The 20,379-nt window shown below is 53.5% G+C and carries 19 protein-coding genes; 6 read left to right on the forward strand and 13 right to left on the reverse strand.

Features of this window, described 5'->3' with window-relative positions:
• Positions 1 to 12: 12 nt before the first annotated feature.
• From pgk to tkt, 9 genes are all read right to left on the reverse strand, one after another.
• Complete coding sequence (pgk, locus tag C2U53_RS05020) at positions 13 to 1,176, reverse strand: phosphoglycerate kinase (RefSeq protein WP_042324055.1); 1,164 nt, start codon at positions 1,174 to 1,176, stop codon at positions 13 to 15.
• 51 nt (positions 1,177 to 1,227) lie between these two features.
• Positions 1,228 to 2,247, reverse strand: coding sequence for an erythrose-4-phosphate dehydrogenase (gene epd / locus C2U53_RS05025; protein WP_042998041.1), 1,020 nt, complete (start codon positions 2,245 to 2,247; stop codon positions 1,228 to 1,230).
• Positions 2,248 to 2,534: 287 nt separating this feature from the next.
• Positions 2,535 to 3,245, reverse strand: a complete 711-nt coding sequence (locus tag C2U53_RS05030) for a nucleoside/nucleotide kinase family protein (protein ID WP_042998042.1) — start codon at positions 3,243 to 3,245, stop codon at positions 2,535 to 2,537.
• Positions 3,242 to 3,751 carry an MltR family transcriptional regulator gene (locus C2U53_RS05035; protein WP_042998043.1) on the reverse strand — a complete coding sequence of 170 codons (510 nt, stop codon included), beginning with the start codon at positions 3,749 to 3,751 and terminating at the stop codon, positions 3,242 to 3,244. The genes C2U53_RS05030 and C2U53_RS05035 overlap by 4 nt, the downstream gene beginning before the upstream one ends.
• A 15-nt stretch (positions 3,752 to 3,766) precedes the next feature.
• Positions 3,767 to 4,738, reverse strand: coding sequence for a class II fructose-bisphosphatase (gene glpX, locus C2U53_RS05040; RefSeq protein ID WP_042998044.1), 972 nt, complete (start codon positions 4,736 to 4,738; stop codon positions 3,767 to 3,769).
• Positions 4,735 to 6,012 (reverse strand): zinc-binding dehydrogenase, encoded by a 1,278-nt coding sequence (locus tag C2U53_RS05045; protein WP_104445687.1) that lies wholly within the window; start codon positions 6,010 to 6,012, stop codon positions 4,735 to 4,737. Before C2U53_RS05045 ends, glpX begins: the two co-directional genes overlap by 4 nt.
• Positions 6,013 to 6,035: 23 nt before the next feature.
• On the reverse strand, positions 6,036 to 7,415 hold the full coding sequence (locus C2U53_RS05050) for a PTS mannitol transporter subunit IICB (RefSeq protein WP_042998046.1): 1,380 nt from the start codon (positions 7,413 to 7,415) through the stop codon (positions 6,036 to 6,038).
• A gap of 27 nt (positions 7,416 to 7,442) precedes the next feature.
• Positions 7,443 to 7,886 (reverse strand): PTS mannitol transporter subunit IIA, encoded by a 444-nt coding sequence (gene cmtB / locus C2U53_RS05055; protein ID WP_042998047.1) that lies wholly within the window; start codon positions 7,884 to 7,886, stop codon positions 7,443 to 7,445.
• 318 nt (positions 7,887 to 8,204) lie between these two features.
• Positions 8,205 to 10,196, reverse strand: a complete 1,992-nt coding sequence (gene tkt, locus C2U53_RS05060; protein ID WP_042998048.1) for a transketolase — start codon at positions 10,194 to 10,196, stop codon at positions 8,205 to 8,207.
• Positions 10,197 to 10,474: 278 nt separating this feature from the next.
• Here tkt and C2U53_RS05065 point away from each other — a divergent pair, with 278 nt between their 5' ends.
• A complete protein-coding gene (locus tag C2U53_RS05065; RefSeq protein WP_042998049.1) occupies positions 10,475 to 11,233 on the forward strand; it encodes a M48 family metallopeptidase in 759 nt (252 codons plus the stop codon).
• Between the two features lie 204 nt (positions 11,234 to 11,437).
• Here the strand turns inward: C2U53_RS05065 and speB are convergent, their stop codons facing one another.
• The 4 genes from speB to C2U53_RS30605 form a co-directional block, all read right to left on the reverse strand.
• Positions 11,438 to 12,358, reverse strand: a complete 921-nt coding sequence (speB, locus tag C2U53_RS05075; RefSeq protein ID WP_104445688.1) for an agmatinase — start codon at positions 12,356 to 12,358, stop codon at positions 11,438 to 11,440.
• A 143-nt stretch (positions 12,359 to 12,501) separates the two neighbouring features.
• Positions 12,502 to 14,478, reverse strand: coding sequence for a biosynthetic arginine decarboxylase (gene speA, locus C2U53_RS05080; RefSeq protein WP_042998051.1), 1,977 nt, complete (start codon positions 14,476 to 14,478; stop codon positions 12,502 to 12,504).
• Positions 14,479 to 14,486: 8 nt separating this feature from the next.
• Positions 14,487 to 14,618, reverse strand: coding sequence for an acid stress response protein YqgB (gene yqgB / locus C2U53_RS05085; protein WP_043001726.1), 132 nt, complete (start codon positions 14,616 to 14,618; stop codon positions 14,487 to 14,489).
• Between the two features lie 93 nt (positions 14,619 to 14,711).
• Positions 14,712 to 14,855 (reverse strand): hypothetical protein, encoded by a 144-nt coding sequence (locus C2U53_RS30605; protein ID WP_269460499.1) that lies wholly within the window; start codon positions 14,853 to 14,855, stop codon positions 14,712 to 14,714.
• A 417-nt stretch (positions 14,856 to 15,272) separates the two neighbouring features.
• Here C2U53_RS30605 and metK point away from each other — a divergent pair, with 417 nt between their 5' ends.
• From metK to rsmE, 5 genes are all read left to right on the forward strand, one after another.
• Positions 15,273 to 16,427 carry a methionine adenosyltransferase gene (gene metK, locus C2U53_RS05100; RefSeq protein ID WP_042998052.1) on the forward strand — a complete coding sequence of 385 codons (1,155 nt, stop codon included), beginning with the start codon at positions 15,273 to 15,275 and terminating at the stop codon, positions 16,425 to 16,427.
• 367 nt (positions 16,428 to 16,794) lie between these two features.
• The gene (galP, locus tag C2U53_RS05105; RefSeq protein WP_042324088.1) at positions 16,795 to 18,189 is read left to right on the forward strand and encodes a galactose/proton symporter; all 1,395 of its coding nucleotides are present in this window, start codon (positions 16,795 to 16,797) and stop codon (positions 18,187 to 18,189) included.
• A gap of 78 nt (positions 18,190 to 18,267) precedes the next feature.
• Positions 18,268 to 18,768: a SprT family zinc-dependent metalloprotease gene (locus C2U53_RS05110; protein WP_044255652.1), complete on the forward strand. Its 501-nt coding sequence runs from the start codon at positions 18,268 to 18,270 to the stop codon at positions 18,766 to 18,768.
• Between the two features lie 91 nt (positions 18,769 to 18,859).
• Positions 18,860 to 19,567 carry a deoxyribonuclease I gene (endA, locus tag C2U53_RS05115; protein ID WP_044263980.1) on the forward strand — a complete coding sequence of 236 codons (708 nt, stop codon included), beginning with the start codon at positions 18,860 to 18,862 and terminating at the stop codon, positions 19,565 to 19,567.
• 79 nt (positions 19,568 to 19,646) lie between these two features.
• Complete coding sequence (gene rsmE / locus C2U53_RS05120; RefSeq protein WP_042998055.1) at positions 19,647 to 20,378, forward strand: 16S rRNA (uracil(1498)-N(3))-methyltransferase; 732 nt, start codon at positions 19,647 to 19,649, stop codon at positions 20,376 to 20,378.
• Position 20,379: the final 1 nt, after the last annotated feature.

Raw genomic sequence — 20,379 nt, forward strand, 5'->3', positions numbered from 1 at the left:
CCCATGAGTGTCTTACTTCTTAGCGCGCTCTTCGAGCATCGCTACTGCAGGCAGAACTTTACCTTCCACGAATTCGAGGAATGCGCCGCCGCCAGTGGAGATGTAGGAGATTTTGTCAGCAATACCGAACAGGTCGATAGCCGCCAGCGTGTCACCGCCGCCTGCAATAGAGAACGCGTCGCTGTCAGCAATTGCGTTAGCTACGATTTCAGTTCCTTTACGGAAGTTCGGGAATTCAAACACGCCAACCGGGCCGTTCCACAGAATGGTTTTTGCATTCTTCAGGATTTCAGCCAGCTGCTGTGCAGAAGCGTCGCCGATATCCAGGATCTGCTCGTCTTCTTTCACGTCGTTGACGGATTTCAGCGTGGCGGCAGCGCTTTCAGAGAACTCGGTCGCGACGCGAACGTCAGTCGGAACCGGGATATCGCACGTGGTCAGCAGACGTTTGGCTTCGTCAACCAGATCTGCTTCGTACAGGGATTTGCCCACATTGTGGCCCTGAGCGGCAACGAAGGTGTTCGCGATGCCGCCGCCAACGATCAGCTGATCAGCGATTTTGGACAGGGAATCCAGAACGGTCAGTTTGGTGGAAACTTTAGAACCGCCCACGATAGCGACCATCGGACGAGCCGGCTCTTTCAGCGCTTTACCCAGCGCATCCAGTTCTGCAGCCAGCAGCGGACCGGCACATGCGACGTCAGCAAATTTGCCGATACCGTGAGTGGAAGCCTGTGCACGGTGAGCCGTACCAAATGCGTCCATCACGAACACATCACACAGCGCAGCGTATTTTTTGGACAGCGCTTCGTCGTCTTTCTTCTCGCCTTTGTTGAAGCGAACGTTTTCCAGCACCACCAGCTCACCGGCAGCGACTTCAACGCCGTCGAGGTAATCTTTTACCAGGCGAACCGGGTTAGACAGTTTGTCTTTCAGGTAATTAACAACCGGCAGCAGAGAGAATTCTTCGTTGTACTCGCCTTCGGTAGGACGACCCAGGTGGGAAGTCACCATCACTTTAGCGCCTTGTTTCAGGGCCAGTTCGATGGTCGGCAGAGAAGCACGGATACGCGCATCGCTGGTCACTTTCCCTTCTTTAACTGGTACGTTCAGATCCGCACGGATAAAAACACGTTTACCAGCAAGATCCAAATCGGTCATCTTGATTACAGACATGGTGAATCCTCTCGTTGATTCTTGATAAAGTTTTGCAGACGCCCTTGCGCCCTACCTGAAACCTTTTGCAGCCATCGCTAACGTGGTGTCGAGCATTCTGTTAGCAAAGCCCCATTCATTGTCACACCAGACCAGTGTCTTAATAAGGTGCGCGCCACTGACCCGCGTTTGTGTACCATCAACAATGGCGCTATGCGGGTCGTGATTAAAATCGACGGAGACCAACGGTAATTCCGTATAGTCAACTATATCATGAAATGCACCTTGTGCCGCTTTTTGCAGCAACTGGTTGACTTCATTGGCTTTTACGGGCTTCATCACCGTAACGCTTAAGTCGATTGCCGTGACGTTTATCGTCGGTACCCGCACCGCAATCGCTTCAAAACGATCGTTAAACTGCGGGAAAATTCGGGTGATACCTGCCGCCAGTTTGGTATCGACCGGAATGATCGACTGACTCGCCGCGCGCGTCCGACGCAGGTCAGAATGGTACGCATCAATCACCTGCTGGTCGTGCATCGCGGAGTGAATGGTCGTCACCGTACCGGACTCTATGCCATAGGCATCATCCAATAATTTGATAATGGGAATAATACAATTCGTGGTACACGAAGCATTGGAGACGATGCGGTGGTCCGCGCGCAGTTGATCCTGATTGACGCCAAATACCACTGTGGCGTCGAGATCGTTGCTGCCAGGATGTGAAAAGAGCACTTTCTTCGCGCCAGCGGCGATATGCGCCTCGCCGTGTTCGCGGTTCCCGTAGACGCCCGTACAGTCCAGCACGATATCAACGCCGAGCTCGCGCCACGGAAGCGCCTCAAGCGAAGACTCATGCAGAATGCGAATCGCGTCGTCGCCAACTATGAGCTGCTCGCGCTCCTGGCGAACGTCCCATGCAAAACGTCCATGGCTGGTGTCATATTTCAACAAATGCGCCATGCCTGAAGCATCCGCCAGTTCATTGATTGCCACCACGGTGATTTCCGCCCGACGTCCGGATTCATATAAAGCACGAACCACATTACGTCCGATGCGACCGAAGCCATTAATCGCTACGCGTACGGTCATAGATCTCCTGCAAGGCTATCCCGATTCAGATGTGGCTGACAGAGTAATCCAGCGCATCGTTCAGGGGAACCTTACCTGTCGCAAACTGCGCCTGATTGATTATTTGTCGAACATTTAATCGACTGAAACGCTTCAGCTAGAATAAGCGAAACGGGGAATAAAAGGAACGATTGTCCAGACGATTAAGCCAGCTATATGACCTGCATCACATTTTACCCGCTGCAAACGGGGGTAATTATTCCAGTAAGGCGTAATAATCATCACGTCTTAGCTGGAATAATTTATCATCAGGCAAGACGGTATTCCCCAGTGGCATTCATCTCCAGTAGCAGACTGGCAGGACGACTTTCGCGCAGCACTCGCTCAACATTCGGTCCGTCTGTGCGTTCGTAAAACGCCTCGGCATCGGCTGGCGATAATCCTCCAGCCAGCTTGCGCCCCACCAGTCGCGCACGCAGGGCCTCCGCTGGCGCGCGAATAAACAGGGAAAAATCGCAGAACGCCGCCAGCGCCCGCCATCTCTCGTCATCCCGCAGCAGCCAGTTCCCTTCCACAATGACAATTGGCGCGCTTACGACAATCGCGTCTTCGACCGGATCGTGCTTTTGCCGATCATATTGCGGCCAGGTCCCTTCGCCTTCTCTAATCTGTCGCAGATTCTGCGCCAGTTTTTCAACGTCAAACGTCTCTGGTGCCCCTTTGTACGCACGCAGATGGTGCGTGTCCAGCCAGTCATTGTAATGATGGAAACCATCCATCGGGAGCGTCTGGATCGCCGGCAAAGAGGGCTCCTGACGAGAAAGCCACTCCCAGAACGTGGTCAGTGTGGATTTTCCGGTCCCGGGCGGCGCACTCAGAAACACAACGGTGCGTCGTCTGGCGTTCGCGGAATGGACGTTTGCCAGTCGCTGTAATAACGGCTTATGAACGTTCTCTATCTCATCATCATGATAATGGGCTTCAACCCGCAACCCGTTAACCATCAGTCCGATTTTCACGGTGTTAGTTCCTTTAAAATTGACGTTACCGCCAGCGTCATTGCCGTCTTGACCATTCCGGAAAAACGCACCTCAGACCACGCCGCAAAGTCGGCAAATTTCATCGACTCCAGCGCGCTATATAAGGTCGTATTTCGGGTAATACTGTTGACGTTGCTGATAAAATCCCAGGTGATGTCGTCGGCAAATCCCGGGATCTCATCCCGTTCGCTGACGTACTGATAAAACTGCGAAAAATGCGTAATATCGGCATAAAGCCATTTATCCATTTTTCCCAGCGCATAAATCAGGCGCAGCGCAACGTCAATATCATCAAGCGGCCCACTCTGGGCAAGTAACGGCTTCACTGCATATTCCACAATCTCTTCATCGTTATCGACAAATAGCGACGGCAGAAAGCGCTTAATGCCCTGTAGCAAAATGGAATGTGCCGTCGTCATAAACGAAAGTAAGTTATTTTGAGCATCCAGTTGCTCCAGCACATCGTCTTCTGTCAGCGTCGTCATTTGTTTCCCGATCAATCACCATGAATGCAGAGAGTCTATTATATTACACGTTCGATCCGCGCCGCCGATCAGTAAAGTTTGCGTACGCACCCCCTTTGCAACCTGTTGGATCCCATTCACAAGATCGCCGCCGGTCACTCCGGTCGCGCTGAAGAGGACGTCATGTCCCGCTACCAGTTCGTCGAGCGTATAGATCCGATTGACCTCGACGCCCATTTCCGCGCAGCGCTGGCGCTCCTGGGCAGAGATAACACGATGCTCCGCGGTGTCGCCTTTCGCTTCACAAAAATCGATCAGCTCGGCCTGCATATCCCCCCCCAACGCTTTCACCGCGCAGGCGGAAATCACGCCTTCTGGCGCACCGCCAATGGTATACATCAGGTCATAAGGGTTATCCTGCAAACAGGCCAGAACACTGGCGGCCACATCACCATCAGGCAGGGCAAAGACTTTCACCCCCAACTGCGTGGCTTCGGCAATGGCTGGCTGAAGCCGCGGTTTATCCAGCGTGGCCATGCGCAGTCGATCCAGCGGTTTGCCCAGCGCTTTCGCCACCTGACGCAGATTATCCGCCAGGGGCCGCGCCAGGTTAATCACCCCTTTCGCCTGCCGGTTAACAACCAGCTTTTTCATGTACATATCAGGGGCATGTAACAAGCTTCCCCGCGGCGCAAACGCCATCACCGCCAGCGCATTGCTCTGCCCCATCGCAACCATCCGGGTGCCTTCAATAGGATCGACCGCGATATCAACCTCTGGCCCGCTGCCGCTGCCAACCTCTTCGCCAATCCACAGCATCGGCGCGTGATCAATCTCGCCCTCACCAATGACGATACGCCCGCGAATAGCGATGTCATTCAAGGCCGTGCGCATCGCACTCACTGCCAGTCCATCTATTTTGTTCTTATCGCCGCAGCCGGTTTGCGGCCAGGCAGCCAGCGCTGCCTGCTCTGTGATGCGAAACAGCGGCCATGCCAACGACTTCATGCCGCCGCCTCCCCGATATCCACGCCAAACTGCGCCAGCAGATACTTTTCTGCTTTCTCATTCCAGATTCCGTGTGTCTCCTCCACAAGACGCGCCAGTTCTCTGAATAACGGATCGGTTTTGCCTTTCTCAGCGAAATCAGCAATTGCCGTCAGCGGCATCGTCACACCGTTATAGATAAGCTTCTTGCCACCTGGAATATCCGGCAAATTCAGAACGGTATCGGGCACCGCATCGAGACCACCAATATGGGTCACCATAAACGATGGCTGAAGCTGGCCCGTCGCACTCAGTGCAATCGCCTCTTTCATGTCCTCAGTGGAACCGCCAGAGGTTCCGACTACGTGAGTGCTATTGTAATGCACGTTGTAGAAATTAAACGGCACCTTGAAACGGCTATCCGTCGGACCGGCAAAGAAGTTCAGACAGCCATCTTCTGCCAGAAGATCGTCAGCCATCTCCACGACGGCTGGCACGGCGGCATAGACAAAAACGTCATCGAACCCGGCGCCGCCCGTTAATTCGCGCAGTTGCGTCGCGGGGTCGGCCATACCGGACGAATTCACATAGGTGAGTGCGATTCCCTTGCATGCGGCCAGTTCGACCGGCAGGAGTTTTTTAGCCTGCTCCAGACGCGTTTCATCAATATCCACCACCACCACGCGTGCCGGTTGGATCCCGCCGTTAATAGCATAATCAATCGCACCGATCCCCATTGGCCCGGCGCAGGCTAAAAGCGCAATATTGCCGCCGGGCTTAATCCCCATTCGGTGCTTATACACATAAGGCGTCGTATGATAATTCGCTTTATAGGCACCAATGATGCAACACATCGGTTCCGCCAGCGAGGCAGCCGCAAAATAAGAACCGTGGTATGGCAATACGCAACCCAGATTTATCGCAATTTCAGGGATAATCATATACGTGGCATTACCACCGAAATATTCGTAGCTGTATCCTGCGGAATAACCGCTGGGCAATCCCATTGCGGGTTGTAAAACAAAACGTTGCCCTTTTTTATATTTCCCGGTTAGGTTTTTACCTACTTCAACAATGATCCCGGCACATTCGTGACCGGTAATCACCGGATGATTTTCCAGATCATCAGGAACACGTTTATGTTCACTGGCTAATGTCGCAGCCTTCCAGGTGGATAAGCATACGCTGTCGGAAATCACACTGACTAACAGTTCATTATCCGTAATTTCAGGTAATTCAAACTCACGGATACGCACATCCTGTTTGCCATATATTGCAGCCACTTTCGTTTTCATATTAACTCCAGGAACCAGAAATGCTAATTCGACGTTAAGTGATTAAATAAATCGTCAAGCAGCGGGTCGCCAATATAATTTTTAATCAACACCAGAGGCTTATGACTGACTCGTTTAACGCGGCCCTCAAGACTGGCGTGCGTCACGATAATATCGGCATCGTCAGGGACATTTTCGATGGCGTAATGTTTGACATCGATAGACAACCCGGCTTTTTCCAGGCGCTTACGAAACGTCGTTGCCCCCATCGCACTGGACCCCATTCCCGCATCACACACAAAGGCGATACGTTTGACATGGCGATATGAAAAACTGCCTTCCTGCTTCATGGCTTTAACAGCTTTGGCGGAATCACTGAACGTCTCTTCACTCTCGGCCAGACCATTTCTTTCCATTTTCAGGATCAATGAGGTGATGATAAAGGTCACCACGGTTCCCGCCGTGACGCCCGCAATCGTGGCAAGGAAAGAGCCTTTTGGCGTCAATGCCAGGTAAGCGAAAATCGACCCTGGGCTCGGACCCGCAACCAGGCCACCGCCTAACAGGTTAAACACCCATGTTCCGCTCATTCCCCCGGCAATCATGCCCACCAGGGTCAGTGGCTTCATCAGCACGTACGGGAAGTAGAGTTCGTGAATGCCGCCCAGAAAATGGATAATCATGGCGCCGGGTGCAGATTTCTTCGCCATCCCTTTACCAAAGAAGGTAAACGCCAGCAGTAAACCTAAACCGGGGCCAGGGTTTGAGGCCACCATGAAAAAGATGGATTTTCCTGTCTCCGAGGCTTGCTGCATTCCCAGCGGATAATAGACCCCCTGATCGATGGCATTATTCAGAAAGAGGATTTTCGCGGGTTCATTAATTAGTGAAAGCAGCGGTAGATAACCTGCATGTACCAGTGATTCAATACACTCTTTCACAAAGTTATTGGCAATGAGGACCGCCGGGCCAATGACTTCAAACCCCAGCAGGCACAACATCATTCCGGCAATGCCTAATGAGAAGTTATTAATCACCATCTCAAAGCCTGCGGGAATACGCTGGTCCAGCAGTCGGTCAATGTATTTAATCACCAGACCACCCAGTGGCCCCATAATCATGGAACCGAGGAACATCGGGATATCTGCGCCAATAATCACGCCGATGGTACCGATCCCCCCCATCACCGCCCCGCGCTTCCCACCCACCAGATGTCCACCGGTGGAGCCAATCATAACGGGTAATAAATAGGTAATCATCGGACCGACTATTTTGGCGAAATGCTCATTGGGCATCCACCCTGTCGGAATAAATAATGCAGTAATAAAACCCCAGGCAATAAAAGCACCGATATTAGGGATGACCATTGCAGTCAAAAATCCCCCAAAAGCCTGGACCTTTGCACGAGCAGACTTGTGTTCCATGATAATATCCTGTCGAGGAGAAAATGATTATGCGCGGGCGATAATATCCGCCAGCTGTTTTTCTGATTTAGCAGCAAATAATGCTGCGAGGTTTTCCTCTTCACATAATAGTTCGCTTAAAGCCTGGATAGCGCCGATATGTGAATCGGCATTTGCCGCTGATAACCCAATAAGTAATTTTACGGGTTCGTCATCGTCGGCAAATTGTACTTCCTGTTTAAGTAGCGTTAATGACATGCCTGTTTTTAGCGCGCCGCATTCCGGACGAGCATGAGGCATCGCCACACCGGGAGCCAGAATATAATAAGGACCATTGTTGATCGTCGAATCTTTTATAGCCTGGATATAATTGGCATTCACATAATGATTTGCCAGCAACGATGCCATGGAAAAATCAATAGCTTCCTGCCAGTTCTTTGCCACCGCTTTTATTGAAATAGAAGCTTCAGGAAAATAGTCAATCAACCGCATAAATTGTCCTTATTTTATTTTTAGGGTACAGCGTCTCGCTAAAAACAAAATACGCGTGCGGCAAAATGAAAGCAATCGAGGGGAAAACAGAGACAGGGAAAAGGGGGAATAATTTAAATCATTAAAAAACAACCAATTACAAATAAAAATAAAAACAGCAAGAGCAATTATGTGACTCACATTACAATTTTGGTAATACACAAAATGTCAGTTTTGTGAAGCGGATCGACAATAACCCCTTGCCTGAGTGAAAATAAATACCGTCCCAGATGATAACGGGCCGCCGAAGCGACCCGTTAGAGACTGTTGTAATGATGATTACAGCAGTGCTTTTGCTTTCGCGACAACGTTGTCGACGGTGAAGCCGAACTCTTCGAACAGCAGCTCTGCCGGAGCAGATTCACCGAAGGTGGTCATCCCGACGATCGCGCCGTTCAGACCCACGTACTTGAACCAGTAGTCAGCGATACCGGCTTCCACTGCCACGCGAGCGGTAACCGCTTTCGGCAGTACGGATTCACGGTAAGCAGCATCCTGCTTGTCGAACGCGTCAGTAGATGGCATGGAGACCACGCGCGCTTTCACGCCTTCTGCGGTCAGTTTGTCCCATGCGGCAACCGCCAGCTCAACTTCAGAACCGGTCGCGATGAAGATAAGCTCAGGCTGGCCTGCACAATCTTTCAATACGTAGCCACCGCGCGCGATGTTCGCCAGTTGCTCTTCAGTACGTTCCTGCTGTGCCAGGTTCTGACGGGAGAGGATCAGCGCGGTCGGGCCGTCCTGACGCTCAACGCCGTACTTCCACGCCACGGCGGATTCAACCTGGTCACATGGACGCCAGGTGCTCATGTTCGGCGTGACGCGCAGAGAAGCCACCTGCTCTACCGGCTGGTGAGTCGGGCCATCTTCGCCCAGACCGATGGAGTCGTGGGTGTAAACCATCACCTGACGCTGTTTCATCAGCGCAGCCATGCGTACCGCGTTACGGGCATATTCCACGAACATCAGGAAGGTGGAGGTGTACGGCAGGAAACCACCGTGCAGGGAGATACCGTTGGCAATCGCGGTCATACCGAATTCGCGTACGCCGTAATGGATATAGTTACCGGCAGCATCTTCATTGATCGCTTTAGAACCCGACCACAGCGTCAGGTTAGACGGCGCCAGGTCAGCAGAGCCGCCGAGGAATTCTGGCAGCAACGGACCAAACGCTTCGATCGCATTCTGAGACGCTTTACGGCTGGCGATTTTCGCCGGATTAGCCTGCAGCTTAGCAATAAACTCGTTCGCTTTTGCGTCGAAATCAGACGGCATTTCACCTTTCATACGACGGGTGAACTCAGCTGCTTCCTGCGGGAAGGCTTTCGCGTAGGCGGCAAATTTCTCGTTCCAGGCAGACTCTTTCGCCTGACCGGCTTCTTTCGCATCCCACTGAGCGTAGATTTCAGACGGGATTTCGAACGGCGCGTATTTCCAGCCCAACTGTTCGCGGGTCAGTGCGATTTCTGCGTCGCCCAGCGGCGCGCCGTGGGAGTCGTGGGTACCCGCTTTGTTCGGGGAACCGAAACCGATGATGGTTTTGCACATCAGCAGGGACGGTTTGTCAGTGACGGCACGTGCTTCTTCGACTGCACGTTTGATCGCGTCAGCATCGTGACCATCTACGCCGCGCACAACGTGCCAGCCATAGGCTTCAAAACGTTTAGCGGTGTCGTCAGTGAACCAGCCTTCAACGTGACCGTCGATAGAGATACCGTTGTCATCGTAGAACGCAACCAGTTTGCCCAGCTTCAGCGTACCGGCCAGAGAGCATACCTCGTGAGAGATACCTTCCATCATGCAGCCGTCGCCCATGAACGCATAGGTGTAGTGGTCAACGATGTCATGGCCCGGACGGTTAAACTGTGCAGCCAGTGTTTTTTCAGCGATAGCCATACCGACCGCGTTCGCAATACCCTGACCCAGCGGACCGGTAGTGGTTTCCACACCGGCGGTGTAACCCACTTCCGGGTGGCCCGGAGTTTTGGAATGCAGCTGACGGAAGTTCTGCAGCTCAGACATCGGCAGATCGTAACCGGTGAGGTGCAGCAGGCTGTAAATCAACATGGAGCCGTGGCCGTTAGACAGTACGAAACGGTCACGATCGGCCCAGGACGGGTTGCTCGGGTTGTGGTTCAGGAAATCACGCCACAGGACTTCGGCAATGTCAGCCATACCCATCGGGGCACCCGGATGACCGGATTTGGCTTTCTGTACTGCGTCCATGCTCAGCGCACGAATAGCATTGGCAAGCTCTTTACGTGAGGACATTTTGACTCCAGATCGGATGATGAAGGCCATACCCGCAACGACTTGACGACAGCGCGTTTTGGGCTACGCCGGAAAAAAGTGCCAACAATGTAACCCAAGCCGCGTGTCATGTACATGGAGCATCCTTTTGCCGCTTCAGAAATCTCCGGATCACACTCGCATGTTGCGCAATCTGCTCGCCCGCTTGTTGTTCTTTTCTTTATACTTAGCGAGAGCGCGGATTCATCTGTAAATCGCGCACTTTTAGAACAATCCTCATTTCGTGTGGAAGAAAAAACATGAAGATTCGCGCGTTACTGCTTGCTATGGGCATGGCGACGGTGTTGACCGGCTGCCAGAATATGAATTCCAATGGACTGCTCTCCTCAGGGGCCGAGGCTTTTCAGGCCTACAGTCTGAGCGACACGCAGGTTATCGCGTTAAGCAACCAGGCCTGTACGGAAATGGATGGTAAAGCGACTATCGCGCCAGCCGGCAGCGAGTACGCGAAGCGCCTGAACAAAATCGCCACGGCGCTCGGCGATAACATCAACGGACAAGCGGTCAACTACAAGGTCTACATGGCGAAAGACGTGAATGCCTTCGCGATGGCGAACGGCTGTATTCGTGTCTATAGCGGCCTGATGGACATGATGACGGACAACGAAGTCGAAGCTGTGATTGGCCATGAAATGGGTCACGTTGCGCTCGGCCACGTGAAGAAAGGTATGCAGGTGGCGCTGGGCACTAACGCCGTTCGTGCAGCCGCAGCCTCAGCGGGTGGGATCGTCGGCAGCCTGTCGCAATCACAGCTCGGCGATCTGGGGGAAAAACTGGTGAACTCGCAGTTCTCCCAGCGTCAGGAAGCGGAAGCGGACGACTACTCGTACGATTTGTTGCGCAAACGCGGTATCAGCCCGGCGGGTCTTGCCACCAGCTTCGAAAAACTGGCGAAACTGGAAGAAGGTCGTCAAAGCTCAATGTTTGACGATCACCCGGCCTCCGCAGAACGTGCGCAACATATTCGCGATCGTATGAAAGCAGACGGGATTAAGTAACATTCAAGCGTGCCGGATGATGGCGTAAGCGCCTTATCCGGCCTACAGAACTACAGAACTACAAATTTAGTCCGGTGATCGGGCGTTATTGGCGAAGCCAGTTTGAGCCTGGACAGCGCACAGCCACCGGAGCGTACACGGAGTACGTGAGGATGGCGAGCACTGCCCGGGTTCAAAATGGCGAGTAAAATAGCCCGAAACCCGTTACTCGCCTTTCTTCGCTGCCTGAATGTACAGCATCTCCAGCGCCAGCGTTGCCGCCGCCAGGGCGGTGATTTCTGACTGATCGTAAGCCGGCGCCACTTCCACCACGTCCATCCCTACGATGTTCAGATCTTTCAGGCCGCGCACCAGCTTGATGGCGCGATCGGAAGTCAGACCGCCAATCACTGGCGTACCGGTCCCCGGCGCGAATGCCGGATCCAGGCAGTCGATATCAAAGGTCAGATAGACCGGCATGTCGCCGACAATCTGTTTCACCTGAGCGATGATGTCATCAACGCCGCGATCGTTCACCTGGCAGGCGTCCAGCACGGTAAAGCCGTTGTCTTTGTCGAATTCTGTACGAATGCCGATCTGCACGGAGTGATTCGGATCGATCAACCCTTCGTTCGGCGCAGTGTAGAACATGGTGCCATGGTCGAACTCACAGCCATTCGCATAGGTGTCGGTGTGGGCATCGAAATGAACCAGCGCCATTTTGCCAAAGTGTTTCGCGTGCGCGCGCAGCAGCGGCAGCGTCACAAAGTGGTCGCCGCCAAAAGAGAGCATACGCTTACCGGCAGCCAGCAGTTTCTCTGCATGCGCCTGCAGTTTTTCACTCATTTCACGCGCATCGCCAAAGGCGTAAACCAGATCGCCGCAGTCCACCACGTTCAGGCGCTCACGCATATCGAAATTCCACGGGAAGCGGTTGTGTTCCCACGCCAGATTCGTTGACACCTGACGGATCGCCGCCGGGCCGTGACGCCCACCCGCGCGACCAGACGTCGCCATGTCAAACGGCACGCCAGTGATCACCCAGTCGGCATCGCTGTCATACGGCTGGAAATTCAGCGGCAGACGCAGGAAGCCAAAGGCGTTAGAAACCAGGGATTTATCGTACTGATGACCTAAGGTGCTCATGGCAAAAACCTCATATTCGTCAATATAAAAAAACCCTCCCGCGTCGTTAGGCCCGACGAGAAAGGGTTTGATTCGTAAACACAGTAATTGAGTAAATTATCGCTGCTTAATTGCCCAGGTTCAAGTCGCCCGGGCATCAGCCATTATTCATCTTCAAGATACGTATAGCCGTACAGACCCGCTTCGAACTCTTCGAGGAACTGCTGCTGCAGCGCATCGTCCAGGCCGGTTTGTTTCACCTGATCGCGGAAGTGTGTCAGCAGCGTTTTCGGATCCAACTGCACATATTGCAGCATGTCCGCCACGGTATCCCCTTCATCCGACAGCTCAACTTCTACACTACCGTCCGGGAAGACAAACACGTCCACCGCTTCGGTATCGCCAAACAGGTTGTGCATGTTGCCGAGGATCTCCTGATATGCGCCGACCATAAAGAAACCGAGCATCGGCGGGTTATCCGGATCGTACTCTGGCATCGGCATGGTGGTCGCAATGCCATCGCCGTCGATGTAGTGATCGATAGCGCCGTCGGAATCACAAGTGATGTCCAACAGAACCGCACGACGTTCAGGTACCTGATCCAGCCCTTCCAGCGGCAGGACCGGGAACAGCTGATCGATCCCCCACGCATCCGGCATTGACTGGAACAGCGAGAAGTTGACGTACATTTTGTCCGCCATACGCTCTTGCAGTTCATCAATGATCGGACGATGCGCGCGGTTTTGCGGATCCAGCTGTTTCTGCACTTCGTGACACATGCTCAGATAAAGCTGTTCCGCCCACGCACGTTCCTGCAGGCTAAAAGTGCCGGAGGAGTATCCGATGTGGATATCGTGCAAATCCATCTGGCTGTCGTGCAGCCATTCGCGCAGCGAGCGACGGGTACCCGGCTCGTGCATCTCCTGCCAGGTTTCCCACATGCTTTGCAGCGCGCGCGGCGCGTCGTCAGCCGGAGCAACAGGCACGGTATATTCGTTACGCTCAACGCCGATGATGTTGGACACCAGCACCGTGTGGTGCGCGGTCACCGCACGACCGGACTCGGTGATCACCGTCGGATGCGGCAGGCCATTTTCTTCACAGGCATCGCCAATCGCCCAGATAATGTTGTTGGCGTACTCATTCAGGCCGTAATTCACCGAGCAGTCAGACTGCGAGCGGGTTCCTTCGTAGTCAACACCCAAGCCGCCGCCCACATCGAAGCACTGAATGTTGACGCCGAGCTTATGCAGCTCAACATAGAAACGGGCAGACTCACGCACACCGGTGGCGATATCACGGATATTCGCCATCTGCGAACCAAGGTGGAAATGCAGCAGTTGCAAACTATCGAGACGCCCGGCTTCACGCAGCGTTTCCACCAGTTGCAGAACCTGCGTAGCCGCTAGGCCAAATTTGGATTTTTCGCCGCCGGAGGACTGCCATTTGCCAGACCCCTGCGAAGCCAGACGCGCACGCACGCCAAGACGCGGAATGACATTCAGACGTTCGGCTTCATCCAGCACAATGGCGATTTCCGACATCTTCTCGATGACCAGATAGACTTTATGGCCCATCTTCTCGCCAATCAGCGCCAGGCGAATGTACTCACGGTCTTTATAGCCGTTACACACAATTACCGAACGGGTCATCCCGGCATGCGCCAGAACGGCCATCAGTTCCGCTTTTGAACCGGCTTCCAGACCCAGCGGTTCGCCAGAATGGATTAAGGATTCGATGACGCGACGATGCTGGTTAACCTTGATGGGGTAAACCAGGAAATAGTCACCGTTATAACCGTACGACTCACGCGCGCGTTTGAACGCCGCGTTAATAGAGCGCAGGCGGTGTTGCAGGATCTGCGGGAAGCAAAACAGCGCCGGCAGGCGTTGCCCTTGCGCTTCACGTGCTTTCACCAGCTTAGCGAGATCGACGCGCGCTTCGGGGACGTCAGGGTCCGGGCACACGCTAATGTGACCCAACTCATTGACGTCATAGTAGTTATTGCCCCACCAGGCAATATTGTAAGTACGCAGCATCTTGCTGGCTTCCTGGGAGCTCATTGCAACCTCCTGCATGGAGCGTAGTACACCCTGTTCGCCTGCTGACGAAGGCGAACCCAAAGACATGTCGTCAGACATAGCGAACCTCAAATTTTATTAACAAGTGTAAAACAGTTGACTACTATCGCAATCCGAAGAGGCGATAACAACCCATAAACAGTCGGATTTTCCAGCAGAAAGTGCTGGTACTCCGCCTGCGCGACCGGTTTCTTTTTCATATCATTGTAAAACACGTAACCGAACTTACGTATGACGGTTCGGCGAAACCACGAGAAAACTCTTGTTTCCACAAGAGCGCCCTTGTTCAGTCCTTAGTGCCAGTTACCGGCTCTGGAGTCCTGAGAAGCGCCGAGATGGGTATAACATCGGCAGGTATGCAAAGCAGAGATGCAAATTGTGGAGGACATACGCACACCAGAACGGTGCGACAGATTCAGCAAAATACAACGGTTCATTATCTCTTATCACCTCCATGGTCGCTCCATCAGGAACGCACCCACAAGCCAAAGCTAACGTTTTAACCCGGCTGGAAGTGGCGACACGAAGAAAACGTCGTGTGCTTTTTGTATGAGCCGCGCGCCGCGTTTTATACCGACAACAGAATGAAAAAGCAAAACATAAATGCGCAGATTGTCAGCAGTGTTTGTAAAAATTTCCCCTCATGTTTTCAACATAGTGAGAGCTGATTCAAAAAACAGTGGAAATCGGGTGAAGAAGTGACCTAAAATAGCCATCCAGATGTTAATCCATCCATACCGATTAACACTCAGACTGCCAGTGTCACTAACCTGCAGGCCTTGGTAGAATCTTCTGCTTTGGCTTTTCCGCACAACAGTTTGAGCTAACCAAATTCTCCTTAGGTGAAATAAAACATGGCAAAACACCTTTTTACGTCCGAGTCCGTATCAGAAGGGCATCCTGACAAAATCGCAGACCAAATCTCTGATGCCGTGCTCGATGCTATCCTGGAACAGGATCCGAAAGCGCGCGTCGCGTGTGAGACCTACGTGAAAACCGGCATGGTTTTAGTTGGCGGTGAAATCACCACCAGCGCATGGGTCGATATCGAAGAGATCACACGTAATACCGTGCGCGAGATTGGCTATGTGCATTCCGACATGGGCTTTGATGCCAACTCGTGTGCTGTCCTGAGCGCCATTGGTAAACAGTCTCCGGATATCAACCAGGGCGTTGACCGTGCCGATCCGCTGGAACAGGGTGCTGGCGACCAGGGCCTGATGTTTGGCTATGCCACCAACGAAACCGACGTGCTGATGCCTGCGCCGATCACCTACGCGCACCGTCTGGTGCAGCGTCAGGCTGAAGTGCGTAAAAATGGTACCCTGCCGTGGCTGCGCCCGGATGCGAAAAGCCAGGTGACCTTCCAGTACGACGACGGCAAAATTGTCGGCATCGACGCCGTGGTGCTCTCCACCCAGCATGCGGAAGAGATCGATCAGACGACGCTGAAAGAAGCGGTGATGGAAGAGATCATCAAGCCGGTTCTGCCGACCGAATGGCTGAACTCTGCCACCAAATTCTTCATCAACCCGACCGGCCGTTTTGTTATCGGCGGCCCAATGGGTGACTGCGGTCTGACCGGTCGTAAGATCATCGTTGATACCTACGGCGGCATGGCGCGTCACGGTGGCGGCGCATTCTCCGGTAAAGATCCATCGAAAGTGGACCGTTCTGCAGCTTACGCAGGACGTTATGTCGCGAAAAACATCGTTGCCGCAGGCCTGGCTGACCGTTGTGAAATTCAGGTTTCCTACGCGATCGGCGTGGCTGAACCGACTTCCATCATGGTGGAAACCTTCGGTACCGAGAAAGTGTCTGCTGAGCAGTTGACGCTGCTGGTTCGCGAGTTCTTCGATCTGCGTCCGTACGGTCTGATTCAGATGCTGGATCTGCTGCACCCGATCTACAAAGAGACCGCTGCGTACGGTCACTTTGGTCGCGAACATTTCCCGTGGGAAAAAACCGACAAAGCCGCTCTGCTGCGCGACGCTGCCGGTCTGAAGTAAGCGACCGACATCCATGACGTAAGGCCAGCCTCGCGCTGGCCTTTTTTCTTTACGCCCCGCCAGAAATTCCTCCGCACGCCATTAATTGAAACCGCTTACACCATGGGGTGAAAGTACTCGTTTCAGAATAATCACTTTGCATGTTCTGGCTTTCTCTGCTGTTACATTTTATTTCAGCTAAGTCTTAAATCTACGCAAACGTGATACACCTCAGTTTAATTAATCTATAATTTTCAACTTATTAATGTAAATGACGATAAACGGGTAGTGTAACCGATTACACTTACGTGATAACAATCACATATTTTTGCGGTGTACTCACCTACCCTAATTATCAACAAAACTGATAACCCAAACGGAGGGCATAATGCCTGACAATAAAAAACAGGGGCGTTCCAATAAGGCGATGACATTTTTTGTCTGCTTCCTTGCAGCCCTGGCAGGATTACTTTTTGGCCTGGATATCGGCGTTATTGCTGGCGCATTACCGTTTATCACCGATGAATTCCAGATCTCCGCACACACTCAGGAGTGGGTCGTCAGCTCCATGATGTTCGGTGCAGCAGTCGGTGCGGTCGGCAGCGGCTGGCTCTCTTTCAAACTCGGGCGCAAGAAAAGCCTGATGATCGGCGCGATCCTGTTTGTCGCCGGTTCGCTGTTCTCCGCGGCAGCGCCGAACGTTGAAGTGCTGATCCTTTCCCGCGTCCTGCTGGGTCTGGCCGTCGGCGTGGCCTCGTACACCGCCCCGCTGTACCTGTCTGAGATCGCCCCGGAAAAAATTCGCGGCAGTATGATCTCCATGTACCAGTTGATGATCACCATCGGGATCCTCGGCGCCTATCTGTCGGATACCGCCTTCAGCTACAGCGGCGCATGGCGCTGGATGCTGGGCGTGATTATCATCCCGGCGATTCTGTTGCTGATCGGCGTCTTCTTCCTGCCGGACAGCCCGCGCTGGTTTGCAGCAAAACGGCGCTTTGTCGATGCTGAACGCGTATTGCTACGCCTGCGTGATACCAGCGCAGAAGCCAAACGCGAGCTGGATGAAATCCGCGAAAGCCTACAGGTGAAACAGAGCGGTTGGGCGTTGTTCAAAGAGAACAGCAACTTCCGTCGCGCAGTGTTCCTTGGCGTGCTGTTGCAGGTGATGCAGCAATTCACCGGAATGAACGTTATCATGTACTACGCGCCAAAAATCTTTGAAATGGCGGGTTATACCAACACCTCAGAGCAGATGTGGGGCACCGTGATTGTCGGTCTGACCAACGTGCTGGCCACCTTCATCGCTATCGGTCTGGTTGACCGCTGGGGTCGTAAACCGACACTGACGCTGGGTTTCCTGGTGATGGCGGCCGGAATGGGGATCCTCGGAACGATGATGCATGTTGGCATCCACTCCCCGTCCGCGCAGTACTTCGCTATCGCGATGCTGCTGATGTTCATCATTGGTTTTGCGATGAGCGCCGGTCCGCTGATTTGGGTGCTGTGTTCTGAAATCCAGCCGCTGAAGGGCCGTGATTTTGGTATCACCTGCTCGACGGCAACCAACTGGATTGCCAACATGATCGTCGGCGCGACGTTCCTGACCATGCTGCAAAACCTCGGTAATGCGAATACCTTCTGGGTTTACGCTGGTCTGAATGTGCTGTTTATCCTGCTGACGCTGTGGCTGGTGCCGGAAACCAAACACGTCTCGCTGGAGCACATTGAACGTAACCTGATGAAAGGTCGTAAACTGCGCGAAATCGGCGCACACGATTAATCTGCCCTTTGCGTCCTCCCCCACGGGAGGACGCCTTCCTCTTGCAGTCCCATCCCTGTCGCACTATTCTCTGCCGTTATGAAAACCGCCCGTCTCCCTATTGCTGTCCAGCAAGCCGTCATGCGTAGTCTGCGCGATAACCTCGCTCAGGCTAACCTGAAGCTCGGCTGCAGCTATCCCGAACCCACGTTGGTGTATCAACAACGTGGCACCTCTGCCGGCACCGCCTGGCTGGAAAGTTACGAAATTCGCCTAAATCCGGTGCTGCTGATGGAAAACGTCGAAGCGTTTATCAACGAAGTGGTGCCGCACGAACTGGCGCATTTACTGGTGTGGAAGCGATTTGGTCGGGTTGCGCCGCACGGTAAAGAGTGGAAGTGGATGATGGAAAGCGTGCTCGGTGTCCCCGCACGCCGCACGCATCAGTTCGAACTGCAATCGATACGCCGCAACACTTTCCCATACCGCTGCCGGTGTCAGGAGCATCAACTGACCATCCGCCGCCATAATCGCGTGGTGCGCGGCGAAGCCACCTACCGCTGCGTCCACTGCGGCGAACCCTTAGTGCCGCTTAAATAACCAGAACTATCAGGAACTTTCCTGATCTGACTGATTGCATCACACATCAACTTTCGTTACGTTGCGGGCTCGCTTTGATACGGAGTTCATGATGTACCGTCCTCTTTTTTTGGCTACCGCCTTTTTTACGGTAGCCCTTTCGGGCCAGACGTTGGCCGCTGGCATTAACAGTTTCTCACAGGCAAAGACCGCAGGCGTCAAGGTTAACGCCGATGTCCCTGGCGACTTCTATTGCGGATGTAAAATCAACTGGCAGGGCAAGAAGGGGGTCGTCGATCTCAACTCCTGCGGCTACAAAGTGCGAAAGAACGAGAATCGCGCCAGCCGAATCGAATGGGAACACGTCGTTCCGGCATGGCAGTTTGGCCACCAACGCCAATGCTGGCAGGAAGGCGGACGGAAAAACTGCGCCAAAGATCCGGTCTATCGCAAAATGGAAAGCGACATGCATAACCTGCAACCCGCCGTCGGTGAGGTGAATGGCGATCGCGGTAACTTCATGTACAGCCAGTGGAACGGCGGCGAAGGTCAATATGGGCAGTGCGCCATGAAAGTCGATTTCAAAGAAAAGATCGCCGAACCACCCGCGCGCGCGCGCGGTGCGATTGCGCGGACCTACTTTTATATGCGCGACCAGTACAACCTGACGCTATCCCGCCAGCAAACCCAGCTTTTCAATGCCTGGAACAGGCTGTATCCAGTTACCGACTGGGAGTGTGAGCGCGACGAACGGATCGCGAAGATTCAGGGAAACCATAACCCTTACGTGCAACGCGCTTGCCAGGCGCAAAAGAGCTAACCTACACTAGCGGGATATTTGATTAACCCCTTACCCCGCGCGGCGAGCCTGCGTGGGGAGATGACGCGGATTTATAACTATGCGCATTCCCCGCATTTATCACCCAGAACCCATCACCGCCGGCAGCCAGATTTCCCTGTGCGAAGATGCTGCCAACCATATCGGACGCGTTTTGCGGATGGGGCCAGGTCAGGAACTGCAGCTGTTTGATGGCAGCAATCAGGTTTTCGCCGCTGAAATCACCCGCGCCAGCAAAAAAAGCGTCGACGTAAAGGTGCTACATGGCGAGATTGACGATCGTGAATCGCCGCTGCACATCCATCTTGGCCAGGTCATGTCGCGCGGCGAGAAGATGGAGTTCACCATTCAGAAATCGATCGAACTGGGTGTAAGCCTCATTACGCCACTTTTTTCTGAACGCTGCGGCGTTAAACTGGACAATGAACGTCTGAACAAGAAGCTCCAGCAGTGGCAGAAAATCGCCATTGCCGCCTGCGAACAGTGTGGTCGTAATCGGGTGCCGGAAATTCGCCCGGCGATGGATCTGGAAGCCTGGTGTGCAGAACAGGACGAGGGGTTGAAACTGAACCTCCATCCCCGCGCCAGCGACAGTATCAACACATTGCCGCTTCCGGTTGAGCGCGTTCGTTTGCTGATTGGCCCGGAAGGTGGGCTGTCAGCAGAGGAAATTGCCATGACCGCACGCTATCAGTTTACTGATATTCTGTTAGGACCTCGCGTTCTGCGTACTGAGACAACTGCGCTCACCGCCATTACCGCGCTTCAGGTGCGATTTGGCGATCTGGGCTAAC

This window comes from Citrobacter sp. CFNIH10, assembly GCF_002934585.1.
Taxonomy (GTDB): domain Bacteria; phylum Pseudomonadota; class Gammaproteobacteria; order Enterobacterales; family Enterobacteriaceae; genus Citrobacter_A; species Citrobacter_A amalonaticus.

Excerpts from the sequence above, each read along its gene's own strand:
- pgk (WP_042324055.1), bottom strand. The coding sequence starts at position 1,176 with ATGTCTGTAATCAAGATGACCGATTTGGATCTTGCTGGTAAACGTGTT.
- epd (WP_042998041.1), bottom strand. The coding sequence starts at position 2,247 with ATGACCGTACGCGTAGCGATTAATGGCTTCGGTCGCATCGGACGTAAT.
- C2U53_RS05035 (WP_042998043.1), bottom strand. The coding sequence starts at position 3,751 with ATGACGACGCTGACAGAAGACGATGTGCTGGAGCAACTGGATGCTCAA.
- glpX (WP_042998044.1), bottom strand. The coding sequence starts at position 4,738 with ATGAAGTCGTTGGCATGGCCGCTGTTTCGCATCACAGAGCAGGCAGCG.
- C2U53_RS05045 (WP_104445687.1), bottom strand. The coding sequence starts at position 6,012 with ATGAAAACGAAAGTGGCTGCAATATATGGCAAACAGGATGTGCGTATC.
- C2U53_RS05050 (WP_042998046.1), bottom strand. The coding sequence starts at position 7,415 with ATGGAACACAAGTCTGCTCGTGCAAAGGTCCAGGCTTTTGGGGGATTT.
- cmtB (WP_042998047.1), bottom strand. The coding sequence starts at position 7,886 with ATGCGGTTGATTGACTATTTTCCTGAAGCTTCTATTTCAATAAAAGCG.
- tkt (WP_042998048.1), bottom strand. The coding sequence starts at position 10,196 with ATGTCCTCACGTAAAGAGCTTGCCAATGCTATTCGTGCGCTGAGCATG.
- C2U53_RS05065 (WP_042998049.1), top strand. The coding sequence starts at position 10,475 with ATGAAGATTCGCGCGTTACTGCTTGCTATGGGCATGGCGACGGTGTTG.
- speB (WP_104445688.1), bottom strand. The coding sequence starts at position 12,358 with ATGAGCACCTTAGGTCATCAGTACGATAAATCCCTGGTTTCTAACGCC.
- speA (WP_042998051.1), bottom strand. The coding sequence starts at position 14,478 with ATGTCTGACGACATGTCTTTGGGTTCGCCTTCGTCAGCAGGCGAACAG.
- yqgB (WP_043001726.1), bottom strand. The coding sequence starts at position 14,618 with ATGAAAAAGAAACCGGTCGCGCAGGCGGAGTACCAGCACTTTCTGCTG.
- C2U53_RS30605 (WP_269460499.1), bottom strand. The coding sequence starts at position 14,855 with ATGAACCGTTGTATTTTGCTGAATCTGTCGCACCGTTCTGGTGTGCGT.
- metK (WP_042998052.1), top strand. The coding sequence starts at position 15,273 with ATGGCAAAACACCTTTTTACGTCCGAGTCCGTATCAGAAGGGCATCCT.
- galP (WP_042324088.1), top strand. The coding sequence starts at position 16,795 with ATGCCTGACAATAAAAAACAGGGGCGTTCCAATAAGGCGATGACATTT.
- C2U53_RS05110 (WP_044255652.1), top strand. The coding sequence starts at position 18,268 with ATGAAAACCGCCCGTCTCCCTATTGCTGTCCAGCAAGCCGTCATGCGT.
- endA (WP_044263980.1), top strand. The coding sequence starts at position 18,860 with ATGTACCGTCCTCTTTTTTTGGCTACCGCCTTTTTTACGGTAGCCCTT.
- rsmE (WP_042998055.1), top strand. The coding sequence starts at position 19,647 with ATGCGCATTCCCCGCATTTATCACCCAGAACCCATCACCGCCGGCAGC.